Origin of the sequence: Curtobacterium sp. MCLR17_039 (assembly GCF_003234745.1) — a bacterium.
Classification (GTDB): domain Bacteria; phylum Actinomycetota; class Actinomycetes; order Actinomycetales; family Microbacteriaceae; genus Curtobacterium; species Curtobacterium flaccumfaciens.
In genome coordinates this window covers 19,215-32,250 of the sequence record NZ_QKTF01000002.1, presented here as the reverse complement: position 1 = coordinate 32,250, position 13,036 = coordinate 19,215, and the positions used below count along the sequence as shown (strand labels likewise).

Genomic DNA, 13,036 nt, shown 5'->3' with positions numbered 1-13,036 from the left:
GCACAGCCTGGAGGCCCGTGGCGACTCCCCGACACCCGTCGCGGTGGGAAGATGGTGACGACATGACGACACCTGCGCACTCGACCCGGACCATCAACCTCGAGGGCGCGGCACGCGCCGCGATCGCCGGTGGCGCACCGCTCGCGCTGCTCATCGCCCTCGGCATGCCGGGGTACGCCGCCTTCGCCATGTTCGCCGGGTTCACCGCCATCTTCGGTGCGACCGAGCCCTACCGGCAGCGTGCCGTCACCACCGGTGTCGCTGGTGCACTGCAGGCGCTCTGCATGTTCGCCGGCATCGGGGTCGGGCTCGTCGGGTCGCCGCTCTGGCTGCAGGCCGTGGGTCTCGTCGTCGTCCTGGTGGTCGCGGTCTGCACCCTCTCCACGCTCCGGGCGATCCCCGCGCAGCCGATCTTCCCGGTGTTCGCGTTCGTCGTGTCCGCACTCGTGCCGATGCGCCCGGCGGACGTCCCGCTCGTCACGACGATCATCGTCTGCTCGGTGGTCTGGGCCTGGCTCGTCGCGATGTCCGGTGCGGTCCTCCGTCGGGTGTTCCACCCGCACGCCCCGCACCGGTTCCGCCCGCTGGCCGACCGCAAGCACCGGTCGCTCGCGGTCCTCGGGACCCCGGCGCTGTGGGAGACCGTCGCGCTCAACGTCGTCGGGTCACTCGTCGCCGGTGCCGTCGCGGAGTCGATCCCCGGGCTCGGGCACCCCTACTGGGCGGTCATCGCGGTGGTCTCGACCCTGCCGGCGATCCGCCAGCGGCACACCGTGGTCCGCGCCGGGCAGCGTGTGGTCGGCACGATCGGCGGCACGGTCATCGCGGTCGGCATCCTGCTGCTCGAGCCGTCGGCGTGGTGGATCGTCGTGCTGGCCGTCGTCGGACAGTTCTTCGCCGAGATCTTCGTCGCCCGGAACTACGCCGTGTGCCTGCTGTTCCTCACCCCGCTCGCCCTGGCGGTGTCGTGGTTGAGCCTGCCCGAGGCACCCCAGCTGCTGGCGCTCGACCGCATCGCGCAGACCGTGCTCGGTGCCGTGGTCAGCGTGGGGCTGCTGCTCGTCGGGCGTGCGATCGAGCGCCGGCGTGGCCGTGCCCTGGGTGCGACGAGCGCGATCCGGACCGTCTGACGCGCTCGGTCGAACCGGGCGTACCGGGTCGAATCGGGCGTACCGGGTCGAATCGGGCGTACCGGGTCGAATCGGGCGTACCGGGTCGAATCGGGCGTACCGGGTCGAATCGGGCGTAGCTGGTCGAACCGGGCGTACCGGGTCGAATCGGGCGTACCGGGTCGTTCCTTTCGACCAGGAACGCCCGATTCCGCCTGGCATCGCGCGTGACAAGGGAAGGAGCGGGCGTGGACGGCGGACGGGAGGCCCGTGGCGGCGCCGCCACGGGCCTCCCGTCCGTCCGTGGTCGCGACCACCGCGTCCGTCGCTGACGCGAGCCCGCAGGCCCCACCCCGCGTCAGTCGCGCGGCTGGATGTTCCAGGCGTCGATGACGGGGCGGCCGTGCTCGTAGCCGAGGATGCTGACCGAGGCGGTGCCGAGCTTCAGCACGGCGCCGTCCTGCGGCGCGAGCCGGATCCACGCGGCACCGAGTGCCCGCAGCACGTGGCCGTGGGCGATGAACACCGCGTCGTGGCCCTCGGCGAGCACCGGGCGGGCGCGGTTCAGGATGCGCTCGACGCGGACGCGGACCTCGGCGGCGTTCTCACCGGGGGTGTCGCCGGCGGGGACCCCGTCGGTCCAGAGGTCCCACGGCCCGTGGCGCAGCACCTTGATCTGCGGGGTGGTGAGGCCCTCGTACGCGCCGTAGTCCCACTCGTACAGGTCCTCGTCGAGCTCCGGCTCGACGCCGATCAGGTGCGCGGTGTCGCGGGCGCGCTGCAGCGGGCTCGACAGCGCCAGCGCGAACGACCGGTCCCCGAGGTACCGGCCCGCACGCTTCGCCTGCTCGACACCGTTGTCGGTGAGCGGGATGTCGGTGCGGCCGGTGTGCTGCCCGCTCTTCGACCACTCCGTCTCTCCGTGACGGACGAGGACGAGTTCGCCGGGGCGTTCCGAGGTCATGAGTTCCTTCCGATCCAGAGGCCGAGCGCAGCTGCGCCGACCGAGACGACGAGCATCCCGAGGCCGTTCAGGACGGCGAGCCGGGTCTTGCCGGATCGGAGGAGCTGTACGGTCTCGACGCTCGCCGTCGAGAACGTCGTGTACCCACCCATCATGCCCGTCCCGAGCACAGCGACCGTCGAAGCGGGGACGGCGCCCGCCTGCCCGAGGCCCGTCAGGACCCCGAGCACGAGCGACCCGGACACGTTGATGAGCAGGGTCCCGACCGGGAACCCGGCGAACCGGGAACCGGCGACGCGGCCCTTGACGACGCCGTCGAGCACGAAGCGCAGGGCGGCGCCGGCTCCCCCGCCGACGGCGACCAGGACCAGTTCGACCGGGCTCATCGGGCGTCCTGCAGCGGTTCGGGGCGGGTGCGGGGCCGGGTGGCCGCGGCGACCCACAGACCGAGGACGACCGCGACGAGTCCGAGCACGATCGAGAGCAGGGCGTACCCGCTGCCCGCCGTCCAGCGGCCGAGGTCGAGCAACTGCGCGGTGTCGTCCGCCAGCGTGCTGTAGGTCGTGAAACCGCCGAGGACACCCGTGCCGACGAACAGCCGGACCGCGCGACGGCGACCGACGTCCGGGCCGCGGCGTGCGAGCGCGTCGAGCAGGAAGCCGAGGCAGAACGCCCCGACGACGTTGATCACGAGGATGGTCCAGCTGATCCCGTCGAGTGCGGGGAACGCCGCGGCGAGGAGTGCGCGGACGGCCGTCCCGATCGCGCCGCCGAGGGCGACGAGGGCGACGAGCCTCCAACGCAGGTGCGGTGGGCGTTCGGCGTGCATCGTGCTCCCGTCGCGAGGCGATCGTTCCCCGGGCGACGGGGACGATCCAGGCTAGCCGAGACGACGAAACCCCCCGCCGAGCCGGAGCTGGACGGGGGTTTGCGTGCTGGTGACCCCAGCGGGATTCGAACCCGCGTTACCGCCGTGAGAGGGCAGCGTACTAGGCCGCTATACGATGGGGCCGCGGCTGTTGTCGGACTCGGAGCATGTCACCTGTGGTGACCCCAGCGGGATTCGAACCCGCGTTACCGCCGTGAGAGGGCAGCGTACTAGGCCGCTATACGATGGGGCCGTTCCGACAACTCGACAAGTATTGCACAAGGCTCGCATCCGCACCAAAACGGGGCGTGTCGCCCGGGTGTGCCGCCGAGTCGGAGCGGGCATACGGTGGATCGATGACGGCGGACCACGACGCGATCGCAGCGCCTCGACACGTCGGCGGCAGCCCCTCGGCCACGGTCCGGATCGGCCTGTCCGGGTGGCAGTACGACGGCTGGCGTGGGGACTTCTACCCCGAGGGCCTCGCGAAGCGGCGGTGGCTCGAGCACGTGGCGTCGCGGTTCCCGACGGTGGAGCTGAACGGATCCTTCTACTCGCTGCAGCGTCCGGCTCGGTACCGGGCGTGGCGTGCGGCCTCGGGCGGGCAGCCGTTCCGGTTCGCGGTCAAGGGCGGCCGGTTCGTCACGCACATGCTGCGGCTGCGGAACGTCGAGACCGCGCTGGCGAACTTCTTCGCCTCGGGTCCGCTGGAGCTCGGGGAAACCCTCGGGCCCGTGCTCTGGCAGCTGCCCGAGCGCCTGCTGCCGACGCCGGAGGTGCTCGACGCGTTCCTCGGGGTGCTCCCCCGGACGCTCGATGCGGCCGCCGAGCTCGCACGCCACCACGACGACAAGGTCCCCGCCGAACCGGACGGTCTCGTGGAGCCGGAGGAACCGGCGACGTCGATCCACCACGCGCTCGAGGTCCGGGCGGCCGGCTTCGGCGACGAGCACCTCGACGTGCTCCGCCGGCACCGCGTCGCCCTGGTCGACTCGCACGCCGGCGACTTCCCCCGCTTCCGGGCGGACACCGGGGCATCGCTCGCGTACCTCCGGCTGCACGGTGCACCCCGGACCTACCACGACGGGTACTCGCCCCGGGCGCTCGGCGGGTGGGCGACGACGGTCCTCGAGCACGCCGAGGCCGGCCGGGACGTCTACGTGTACTTCGACAACGACGCCGAGCGGCACGCTCCGTGGGACGCCCTGACGCTCGACCGCCTGGTCGCGGCGCGACTGCGTCGCGCTTCGTGAGCAGAGACGGTCGCCTCGGGCGCACGGACCCGACCGTTCCTGCACACGATGCGGACAGGAGGCCCGTGGCGGCGCCGCCACGGGCCTCCAGGCCGCGCAGCGCAGCCCTAGAGCGTGAGCGACTCCCCCGGACGCAGCACGACGAGCGACCCGGCGGGCTCGACGGCCTCGCGGAGCCGCCCCGTGTGCATGCCGAGCCCGACCTCGGACAGGGTGGCCTCGTGGATCGGGTACGCGCGGGACGGCGCGATCGCGGCGACGTAGTCCATCATCTCGGCGACCTTGAGCCACGGCGCCCCGACGGGTGCCGCGAGGACCTCGACCGGGACGCCCGGGTCCGTGTAGGAGTCGCCTGGGTGGAACAGCCGGCCGTCCACGAGCACGCCGGTGTTGTCGACGATCGGCACCGAGGCGTGGATCAGCTGGTGCCGCGTGCCGTGGAAGGTGAGCGCGAAGGGGCCCACCGTCCGGTGGTCGCCGTCCGTGACGACGTCGACCCTGACACCCGCCTCGGCGAGCGCCACGCGGACCCCCTCCGGCCCGATGACGACCGCACGGGGATTGGCGTCGAGGATGCTCCGGACCTGCTCGGGCGTGACGTGGTCCGGGTGCTCGTGCGTGACGACGACGGCGACGACCCCGGTCACGTCGACCGGTCGGGTGAAGTTCCCCGGGTCGAGGACCAGGCGGGCGTCCCCCTCGGTGACGACCTGGCAGGCGTGTTCGAGTTTGGTGACCTCCATGCGGGCGACCCTACGCGGCACCGTGCGGGCGGGGCCCCGTGGTCGCGCGGACGACCAGGTGCGCGGGTGCCGCCGCGATCGGGCCGGCGACACCGCCGTCGACCTCGGCGAGCACCGCACGGGCAGCGGTCCGTCCCTGCGCCACCGGGTCCTGCGCGACGGTGGTGAGTCCGACGGTGGCGCCGTACTCGTGGCCGTCGACCCCCATCACGGACACGTCCTCCGGTACCGCGAGACCGGCTCGGCGTGCGGCGAGCAGGACACCGAGGGCCATCTCGTCCGAGGCACAGAGCACCGCCGTCGGTCGCTCCGACGCGGGCTCGGCGAACAGCACGGCCCCGGCGGCGGTCCCGCCGGCGAACGAGAACCGGCCGTCGAGCGACCACCGTTCCGGTACGGCCTGTCCCGACGACCGCACGGCGTCGAGGAACCCGTCCCGCCGCAGGTGCGGCACGGCGACGTTCATGCCGGCCTCGTCCTGCCCGCCGACGTAGGCGATGCGCCGGTGGCCGAGGCCGTGCAGGTGCTCGACCGCGATCCGGGTGACCTCGCGGTCGTCGACGCCCACGTTCCGCAGGCCCGGTGCCGGGCCGCCGATGACGACGATGGGGTGCCGGCTGAGTTCGAGTTCGGCCCGTTCGGTGGCGTCGAGCACCAGGGAGAGCAGCACGAGGCCGTCGACGCGGTGGCGCAGCATCGAGCGTCGGAACGCCCGGTCGCGGTCGCCGCCCGGGCCGCCGAGGTTGTAGAGGACCAGGTCGTACCCGGCCTGGCGGAGCTCCGCGTCGACACCGCCGAGCGCCTTGACGTAGAACCAGCGGTCGATGACGGGCACGACCACCCCGACGGCGCGCTGACGACCGGTGGCGAGGCCGGCCGCCGCCGAGCTCGGGACGTACCCGAGTTCGTCGGCGACCCGCTGCACCTGCTCGATCGTGGTGTCGGCCACGTTCGACATGCCGCGGAGCGCCCGCGACACCGTGGACTTCGACAGCCCCGTGACGGTCGCGATCTCCTGGATCCCCATCGGTGCGACCCGGGAGGCCCGTCAGCCGTCCGTGCCGTGCGTCACGTCCGCCGGTGCGTCGGGTCCACGGCGTCGGGCCGCCACCGCGGGCACGCCGCGGTCCGCCCGGCGTTCCGGTACCCGTGCGGTGCGCGCCGGCCGTCGTGCAGCCGGTGCGACCTCGTCCCAGCCGGCGTGCTGGTGCACCCGTCCGTCCGCGCCGGGTCGAGGCCTGCGACCGGTGGGGTCGGTGACCGACGTGTGCACCGGGGCCACCGCGGGCGCAGCACCGACGCCCCGGGGCACGGACGCACCCGTGCCGTCCTGCGGTGCGCTCCGGCGGAGGACGGCGACCCGCCACCGGTCCAGGGCGACGACGCCGAGCACGCACACGAGCAGGGTGAGCGCCCAGCCGAGCGCCGGCCGCCCGGTGAGCTCGCAGAACACCGTCACGCCGAGGAACAGGACGCCGAACATGCCGACGAAGCCGATCGCCTCCTCGATGCGGGCGGTGGGACGGGTGGGTCCGCGCTGTGCCATGGTCGTCAGCCCTTCACGCCGCCGGCGGTGAGCCCCGCCACGATGCGCCGCTGGAAGATCAGGACGAGGACCACGAGTGGGATCGTGACGATCGTGCCGGCGGCCATCACCGCCGTGTAGGGCTCCTGGTGCGGCTGCGACCCGGCGAACGAGGCGATCGCCACGGTCACCGGCTGGGTCGCGTCGCTCGACAGCTGCGACGAGATGAGGTACTCGTTCCAGCTCGAGATGAACGCCAGGATCGCCGTGGTGAACACCGCGGGCGCCGCGAGCGGCAGGATGATCCGCCGGAACGCCTGTACCCGGGTGCACCCGTCGATGCGGGCTGCTTCTTCCAGGTCCCACGGCATCTCGCGGAAGAACGACGCGAGCGTGTACACGGTCAGCGGCAGCACGAACGAGATGCTCGGCAGGATGAGCGCCTGGTACGACCCCATCCACCCGATGTCGGTGAACAGCTGGAACAGCGGCGAGATGAGGGCGACGCCGGGGAACATCGACGCGGCCAGGATCGCGCCGGCGATGAGCGACTTGCCGCGGAACTCGAGCCGGGCGAGGGCGTACGCCGCCGTGGTGCCGACGAGCAGGGCGATGATCGTCACGACCCCACCGATGAGCAGGCTGTTGGCGAGCGCCCGACCGAGGTGGTTGCCGAGCGACGTGGAGAACGCCGTCGCGTAGTTGTCGAGCGTGACGTGCGTCGGCCACGGGGTGGCGTCGAACGTGAACCCGACGTCGCGGAAGCTCGTCACCACCATCCAGTAGAACGGCAGGAGGCACCACACGGCGATGACGATCGCCTGCACGGCCGTGCGGATGCGCGGCCCGGTGTCGCGGCGCACGCGCACCTCGGTGCGGTCGACGGCGCGGTCGCGTGCTGCTGCGGAGGACCGGGGGCGGTCTGCTGCGAGGGTCACTTGAGTTCACCCTTCTGCTGGGCGGCCTGCGTCTGCACGACGTTGGCGCCGAGGAACCGGACGAAGACGAACGCCACGATGAAGATCACCAGGAAGGTGATGGTCGACAGCGCCGACGCGGAGTTGAAGCCCTGCCGGATCTGTTCGACGACCAGGATCGACAGGGTCGTGGTGGCGTTGCCGGAACCACCGCCACCGCCGGTGAGGATCGCGGGCAGGTCGTACATGCGCAGCGCGTCGAGCACGCGGAACAGGATCGCGACCATCAGCGCGGGCTTGATGAGCGGCAGGGTGATGAGCACGAAGCGCTGGAACGTCGAGGCGCCGTCCATCTTGCCGGCCTCGTAGACCTCCTCCGGGATCAGCTGCAGGCCCGCCAGGATGAGCAGCGCCATGAACGGGGTGGTCTTCCAGGTGTCGGCGATGATGACCGCCCACCGGGACGCCCACTCGCCGCTCGTCCACAGGATCTGCTGCCCGAGGACGTGGTTCAGCACGCCGTTCGCGTCGAAGATGAAGTACCAGAGCTTCGCGGTGACGGCCGTCGGGATCGCCCACGGCACCAGGATCGCGGCACGGACGAGGGCGCGGCCCTTGAAGTTGCGGTTCATGATGATGGCCATCCACACGCCGATGACCGTCTCGGCGAGCACGGTGACGACGGTGAAGAAGAACGTGTTGCCCATCGACACCCAGAACTGGGAACCGAGGCTGCCGGGCGGGCACGTGACGTTGCCGCACTGCTGACCGAGCCAGTGCGCGTAGTTCGTGATGCCGGCGAACCCGCCCTGCACGAACAGGCCGGTGGCCTTGTCGAGGCCCTGGTCGAGCTGGAACGACTGGATGATCGCACTGACGACCGGGTAGCCGATGACGATCGCGAGGAGCAGGATCGTCGGGCCGATGAGGTACACGGCCCACCGGCCGTGCTCGGCGTTGAGTCCGCCCTTGCGCCGTCGGCGCTTCGGTTCCATGCCCGTCGGGTTGGGGATGGCTGCGGGGATCTCGGTTGCTGCTGACACGTGTCGGCCTCCTTGCCGGGGGTGTCGGAACGCAATTACGGGGCGGACGGGAGGCCCGTGGCGGACCCGCCACGGGCCTCCCGTCCGACGCGGCGTGAGCCGCTGTGTGTCAGCTGCTGGTCGCCGACTTCAGGGCGTCCTGCATGTCCTTCATGGCTTCGTCGACCGACTTCGATCCCTTGAGCGCCGCGTAGGTGTTGTCCTGGATCGCCTTCGTCACCGCCGGGTAGAACGGCGTGACCGGGCGCGGCTCCGCCGACTCGATCGACTTGAGCAGCGTCGGCAGGTAGGGCAGCTTCGCCGTCAGCTCGGAGTCGGTGTAGAGGTCACCGACGACCGGGGCGAGCGACCCCTGCGTCGCGAAGAACTTCTGCGTGTCGTTCGAGATGAGGAACTCGAGGAAGTCGTGCGCCGTCGCCTTGTGCTTCGAGTACACGCTGATCGCCGCGTTGTGCCCACCGAGCGTGGAGGCGCCGACGCCGTCGGCACCGGGGATCGGCGCGATGCCGAACGTGTCCTTGACCTTGCTCGAACCGTCGGTCTTCGCCAGGTTGTAGACGTACGGCCAGTTGCGCAGGAACAGCAGCTTGCCGGCTTCGAACGCGGTGCGGCCCTGCTCCTCCTGGTAGGTGATCGCCTCGGCCGGGATGTTCCCGTCCTCGAACGCGTCGACCAGGTTCTGCAGGCCGGCCTTGGCGTCCGAGGTGTCGACGTCCGGGTCACCGCTCTTGCTGAGCACCGAACCACCGGAGCCGTTGATCGCCTCGGAGGCGTTCACCGTCAGACCCTCGTACTTCGCGAACTGCCCGGCGTAGCAGCCGATGCCGGCGTCCTTCGCGATCTTGCAGTCGGCCATCATCTCCTTCCACGTGGTCGGAGGCGTCTTGACGAGGTCCTTGCGGTAGTAGAGCAGCGCGCCGTCCGAAGTCTGCGGCGCGGCGTAGAGGGTGTCGTTGTAGGTCGCGGTCTTCACCGTCGACGGCAGGAGCTTCGAGGTGTCGATCTTCATGTCGCCGGTCAGCGGCGTCAGCCAGCTCTTCGCGGCGAACTCGGCGGTCCAGACGACATCAACGTCGACGACGTCGTAGTTCGCGTCCTTCGCCTGGAAGTGCTGCACGAGGTCGTCGTGCTGCTGGTCGGCCTGGTCGGACTGCTCCTTGAAGGTGACCTTCTCGTCCGGGTGGGCCTTGTTCCACTTCGCGATGAGCGGGCGGACGACGTTCGAGTTGTCCTTGCCCTGCACGTAGGTGATGGGGCCGCGGCTGTCCTGGCCGCTCTTGGCGTCGTCCGAGCCGGCGCCGGAGCTCCCGCTCGAGCAGCCGGTGAGCACGAGGCCGATGACGGCGACCCCGGCAACGGATGCGAACCGCACCCTTGAGCGTGTTGTCTTCACAGCGTTGTCTCCTCGTTGAGATCACCAGGGGGCATCGACCGGGTTCGACGACACTGCCCTGGAGCAAGCGCCGCTGCCTGCTGGTGGAGGAAGCTACGCCCGGTCCAGCGGGAGCGCAACCGGTTGCATCGGTTCCGTGACCTGAGCGTGACCCATGAGGTTCCCGTGGCTTCCTGGGTGAGCGCTCACCCCCGTCGGGGGCACACGCACCGCGCTGCGGAACCCCGCACGAACCCCGCCACTGCGGGTCCGGTCCGTTGTCCGGACACCGCGGGCGGTCGTAGCGTCCCGACCATGACCCTGCACTCCTCCGTCACCGTGCCCGGCCCCCGTCGGGTCGTCAGCGTCGACCTCGACGCTCCGCTGCCGCGCCTGGTCGCCGACGAGTCGGGTTCCTCCGCGCTCGTCGTCGGTTACCGCGACGGCTTCCCCGTCACCACCCTCGACGTGCTGCTCACCGCGGACCCGGCCGACGCCGCCCGCGCGATGGCGCCCCTGGTGGACGGCCTCGCACGGACCTCCGGTGCGACCCAGACCCCCATCCCCGACCTCGACCTCCCGCTCATCTCGATCGTCGTGTCGACCATCGTCACCCGGGTCGAGGACATCCGGAAGCTGCTCGACTTCCTCGAGCACCTCGACTACCCGCGGTACGAGGTCATCCTCGTCGACAACCGCGTGAAGCTGCCCGAGGTCGACGCCCTGCCCGGGCTGCTCGAGGGCCGCGACGTCCGGCTGGTCACCGAACGCCGTCCGGGCTGCTCCGCCGGTCGCAACGCCGGGGTCGCCGCGGCGCACGGCGAGATCATCGCGTTCACCGACGACGACGTCCGGGTCGACGCACAGTGGCTCCGGTCCATCGGCACGCGCTTCGTCCGCGAGCCCGAGGTCGCCGCGGTCACCGGGATGATCCTGCCCGTCGAGCTCGAGACGCCCGCGCAGATCTGGTACGAGGCGTACTACGGCGGCTTCAGCGGCGAGCGCACCTTCACGCCGGTGACCATCGTGCCGGACGACGTCCCCGGGGTCATGCGTCACGCGCAGGCCCGGGCCGTCCGCCCCGACGGCTCGGTGCAGAAGCACTTCGCCGTGTACGGCATCGGCGGCTACGGCGCCGGCGCGAACTGGGCGGTCCGACGGTCGGCCTTCGACGCCGTCGGCGGGTTCGACCCCGTGCTCGGTGCCGGTGTGCCCGCCCGCGGTGGCGAGGACCTGGCGATCTTCATCGACATCCTGTGGAGCGGTGGCCGGATCGGCTTCGAACCCCGCGCGGTCGTGCACCACCGGCACCGGCAGGACCTCGCCGGGCTGCACGGGCAGCTCCACTCGAACGGCGTCGGGTTCACGGCGCTGATGTGCGAGCTCATCGCGAAGGACCGCCGGCACGCGATCGTGCTCGCGCGGCTGATGCCCCGCGCCGGCAAGATCAAGCTGAAGCAGCTCGTGTCACGACTGGCCGGCCGGCGTGACGCCGCGGCCGAGAGCATCACCGAGGCCTCCACGACCCGGATCCCGCGCTCGCTGGCCTACCACGAGTTCCGCGGCTTCCCGGCGGGCCCGGCGGCGTACTTCCGCAGCCGTCGGTTCTGGCGCGAGGTCGAGGAGGGCCGCTTCCGCCCGTAGGCGGAGCAGCAGACGTCCGCACCGGAACGGACGGGAGGCCCGTGGCAGCGTCGCCACGGGCCTCCCGTCCGTTCCGATGCGTGCGGTGGAGCAGTGCACGCGGTGCGTGCCGTGCGCGCGGAGCCCGGTCGCCCGCGCCGCGGTCACCCGCGCCGCGACCGCCCGACGACGTACCGCCACGGTCCGCCCAGCGCCGCCACGAGCTCGACGCGCTTGAGGCCGGCCGTCGCCTCGCGGAACGCGTCATCGACGGGCCACCCGCCGACGGCGTCCACCGCGGCGGACACCTGGTCCGCATCCGCGCCGGCGCCCTGTCCGAGCGCCCCGAGCTGCCGCAGCGCCCCGGCCGCCCGACGGAGCACGGCCAGTGCGGTGCGGGGTCGCAGCATGAGCTTCGCGACCCACGCACCGAGGCCGGTGCCGTAGCCGAGCGCCTGCGAGCGCAGCGCCGCACGGTCCGGCCGGTGCTTGTGCCAGACGACGGCCGAGGGCTCCACCGCGAGCGCACCGCCGGAGAACAGCACCCGGGTGAACAGGTCGGGGTCCTCGCCGGCGCGGGCCAGGGTGCCCGGGCCGAGTGCGACGTCGAACCCGCCCAGGGCGAGCGCGGCCGAACGGCGGAGCGACATGTTGGCACCGGTGCCGAACGCGCCGACGGAGAACGGGAACAGCGGCAGGTCCGCCGGCGGCGCCGACGTGCGGAACACCCGGCGGTCCGTGTTGCGCGCCCAGGTCACGCGCTCGTCGAAGTACCGCTGCGTGGGGGTCCGGAGTTCGCCGCTGGGCACGAGGCCGGTCACGCAGACGACGTCCGCGTCGCGGGCGTACGCGTCGGCGAGCGCTGCGAGCCAGTGCCGGTCGACGACCACGTCGTCGTCGACGAAGGCGACCACGGCCCCGGACGCGAGGGCGAGTCCGGCGTTCCGTGCGCGCGAGACGCCGGGTCGGGCCTCCAGGACGTACCGCAGGCGCGGATCCGCGAGCGACGTGACCACGTCGCGGGTCGCGGTGGTGGTGGGCGCGTTGTCGACGACCAGCACCTCGAAGTCGTCGTGCTCGGACGCGAGCACCGAGCGCACGCAGCGGCGCAGGTCCTCGGGCCGGTCGCGGGTCCCGATGACGACGGAGACGCGTCCGACCGGCGGCCCCGCGGGGGCGGCCGGGAGGCCCGTGGTGCGCAGGGCGCGCAGGGCCGGTCCCAGCTCGGCCGGGTCCACGCCGCCGTCCGCGTTGACGCTGACGTCGACGAACCCGGCGATCTCGCGTCCGTCACGGACGAGCAGGCGGGCGCGGCGGAAGCCGGTGGCGCCGGCGAGTCCGACGGCGGACGCGGCGAGCGCCTCCTGTCGGTCGACGGCGCCGACCCAGGCTGCGCCGGCCCAGGCGGGCACGTCCGGGGACGGCATCGCGGGCGTGAGCGTGAGCACGCGGGTGGTGGTGGCCTGCTGGTCGGTCATGGTCCGATGCTCCGGTGGGGCTGCTGCAGGGTCAACGGCGGCTGCCCGCGGTTGCGGCGACGGTCGTCCGACTTGCGGTTTGCCGCCAGCACACGCCCCCGGACGGTAGGATCGTGAGGACGACTCGGCGGCAGCACGCCG

General features: G+C 72.1%; 13 protein-coding genes and 2 tRNA genes. 3 read left to right on the top strand and 12 right to left on the bottom strand.

Features of this window, described 5'->3' with window-relative positions; translation table 11 throughout:
* The first annotated feature begins 62 nt into the window (after positions 1 to 62).
* Positions 63 to 1,130, top strand: coding sequence for an FUSC family protein (locus tag DEJ00_RS02155; RefSeq protein WP_111056298.1), 1,068 nt, complete (start codon positions 63 to 65; stop codon positions 1,128 to 1,130).
* A gap of 337 nt (positions 1,131 to 1,467) precedes the next feature.
* On the opposite strand, the gene DEJ00_RS02150 is transcribed toward DEJ00_RS02155, so the two are convergent.
* From DEJ00_RS02150 to DEJ00_RS02130, 5 genes are all read right to left on the bottom strand, one after another.
* Positions 1,468 to 2,073, bottom strand: coding sequence for a histidine phosphatase family protein (locus DEJ00_RS02150; protein ID WP_027465908.1), 606 nt, complete (start codon positions 2,071 to 2,073; stop codon positions 1,468 to 1,470).
* Entirely contained in the window at positions 2,070 to 2,459 is a 390-nt protein-coding gene (crcB, locus tag DEJ00_RS02145) for a fluoride efflux transporter CrcB (RefSeq protein ID WP_111056297.1), read from the bottom strand. Before crcB ends, DEJ00_RS02150 begins: the two co-directional genes overlap by 4 nt.
* On the bottom strand, positions 2,456 to 2,902 hold the full coding sequence (locus tag DEJ00_RS02140; protein ID WP_111056296.1) for a CrcB family protein: 447 nt from the start codon (positions 2,900 to 2,902) through the stop codon (positions 2,456 to 2,458). Before DEJ00_RS02140 ends, crcB begins: the two co-directional genes overlap by 4 nt.
* A 107-nt stretch (positions 2,903 to 3,009) precedes the next feature.
* A tRNA-Glu gene (locus DEJ00_RS02135) sits at positions 3,010 to 3,085 on the bottom strand.
* 33 nt (positions 3,086 to 3,118) lie between these two features.
* A tRNA-Glu gene (locus tag DEJ00_RS02130) sits at positions 3,119 to 3,194 on the bottom strand.
* Positions 3,195 to 3,297: 103 nt separating this feature from the next.
* Between DEJ00_RS02130 and DEJ00_RS02125 the strand changes: the two genes are divergently transcribed.
* Positions 3,298 to 4,194 (top strand): DUF72 domain-containing protein, encoded by an 897-nt coding sequence (locus DEJ00_RS02125; RefSeq protein WP_111056295.1) that lies wholly within the window; start codon positions 3,298 to 3,300, stop codon positions 4,192 to 4,194.
* 107 nt (positions 4,195 to 4,301) lie between these two features.
* Here the strand turns inward: DEJ00_RS02125 and DEJ00_RS02120 are convergent, their stop codons facing one another.
* The 6 genes from DEJ00_RS02120 to DEJ00_RS02095 all read right to left on the bottom strand — a co-directional run bounded on the left by DEJ00_RS02120 (position 4,302) and on the right by DEJ00_RS02095 (position 9,815).
* Complete coding sequence (locus tag DEJ00_RS02120; RefSeq protein WP_111056294.1) at positions 4,302 to 4,937, bottom strand: MBL fold metallo-hydrolase; 636 nt, start codon at positions 4,935 to 4,937, stop codon at positions 4,302 to 4,304.
* Between the two features lie 10 nt (positions 4,938 to 4,947).
* Complete coding sequence (locus tag DEJ00_RS02115) at positions 4,948 to 5,964, bottom strand: LacI family DNA-binding transcriptional regulator (protein WP_111056293.1); 1,017 nt, start codon at positions 5,962 to 5,964, stop codon at positions 4,948 to 4,950.
* A 21-nt stretch (positions 5,965 to 5,985) separates the two neighbouring features.
* The gene (locus DEJ00_RS02110; RefSeq protein WP_111056292.1) at positions 5,986 to 6,483 is read right to left on the bottom strand and encodes a hypothetical protein; all 498 of its coding nucleotides are present in this window, start codon (positions 6,481 to 6,483) and stop codon (positions 5,986 to 5,988) included.
* Between the two features lie 5 nt (positions 6,484 to 6,488).
* Positions 6,489 to 7,331: a carbohydrate ABC transporter permease gene (locus DEJ00_RS02105; protein ID WP_051596808.1), complete on the bottom strand. Its 843-nt coding sequence runs from the start codon at positions 7,329 to 7,331 to the stop codon at positions 6,489 to 6,491.
* A gap of 65 nt (positions 7,332 to 7,396) precedes the next feature.
* Positions 7,397 to 8,374, bottom strand: coding sequence for a carbohydrate ABC transporter permease (locus tag DEJ00_RS02100; RefSeq protein WP_027465915.1), 978 nt, complete (start codon positions 8,372 to 8,374; stop codon positions 7,397 to 7,399).
* 157 nt (positions 8,375 to 8,531) lie between these two features.
* Positions 8,532 to 9,815 carry an ABC transporter substrate-binding protein gene (locus DEJ00_RS02095; RefSeq protein WP_111056291.1) on the bottom strand — a complete coding sequence of 428 codons (1,284 nt, stop codon included), beginning with the start codon at positions 9,813 to 9,815 and terminating at the stop codon, positions 8,532 to 8,534.
* A 294-nt stretch (positions 9,816 to 10,109) separates the two neighbouring features.
* Here DEJ00_RS02095 and DEJ00_RS02090 point away from each other — a divergent pair, with 294 nt between their 5' ends.
* The gene (locus DEJ00_RS02090; protein WP_111056290.1) at positions 10,110 to 11,438 is read left to right on the top strand and encodes a glycosyltransferase; all 1,329 of its coding nucleotides are present in this window, start codon (positions 10,110 to 10,112) and stop codon (positions 11,436 to 11,438) included.
* Between the two features lie 143 nt (positions 11,439 to 11,581).
* On the opposite strand, the gene DEJ00_RS02085 is transcribed toward DEJ00_RS02090, so the two are convergent.
* Complete coding sequence (locus DEJ00_RS02085) at positions 11,582 to 12,895, bottom strand: glycosyltransferase family 2 protein (protein ID WP_111056289.1); 1,314 nt, start codon at positions 12,893 to 12,895, stop codon at positions 11,582 to 11,584.
* Positions 12,896 to 13,036 lie beyond the last annotated feature (141 nt).

What these genes read in the sequence shown, in the direction of transcription:
- crcB (WP_111056297.1), bottom strand. Translation starts at nt 2,459, where the DNA reads ATGAGCCCGGTCGAACTGGTCCTGGTCGCCGTCGGCGGGGGAGCCGGC.
- DEJ00_RS02110 (WP_111056292.1), bottom strand. Translation starts at nt 6,483, where the DNA reads ATGGCACAGCGCGGACCCACCCGTCCCACCGCCCGCATCGAGGAGGCG.
- DEJ00_RS02085 (WP_111056289.1), bottom strand. Translation starts at nt 12,895, where the DNA reads ATGACCGACCAGCAGGCCACCACCACCCGCGTGCTCACGCTCACGCCC.
- DEJ00_RS02100 (WP_027465915.1), bottom strand. Translation starts at nt 8,374, where the DNA reads ATGGAACCGAAGCGCCGACGGCGCAAGGGCGGACTCAACGCCGAGCAC.
- DEJ00_RS02150 (WP_027465908.1), bottom strand. Translation starts at nt 2,073, where the DNA reads ATGACCTCGGAACGCCCCGGCGAACTCGTCCTCGTCCGTCACGGAGAG.
- DEJ00_RS02120 (WP_111056294.1), bottom strand. Translation starts at nt 4,937, where the DNA reads ATGGAGGTCACCAAACTCGAACACGCCTGCCAGGTCGTCACCGAGGGG.
- DEJ00_RS02090 (WP_111056290.1), top strand. Translation starts at nt 10,110, where the DNA reads ATGACCCTGCACTCCTCCGTCACCGTGCCCGGCCCCCGTCGGGTCGTC.
- DEJ00_RS02155 (WP_111056298.1), top strand. Translation starts at nt 63, where the DNA reads ATGACGACACCTGCGCACTCGACCCGGACCATCAACCTCGAGGGCGCG.
- DEJ00_RS02125 (WP_111056295.1), top strand. Translation starts at nt 3,298, where the DNA reads ATGACGGCGGACCACGACGCGATCGCAGCGCCTCGACACGTCGGCGGC.
- DEJ00_RS02140 (WP_111056296.1), bottom strand. Translation starts at nt 2,902, where the DNA reads ATGCACGCCGAACGCCCACCGCACCTGCGTTGGAGGCTCGTCGCCCTC.
- DEJ00_RS02115 (WP_111056293.1), bottom strand. Translation starts at nt 5,964, where the DNA reads ATGGGGATCCAGGAGATCGCGACCGTCACGGGGCTGTCGAAGTCCACG.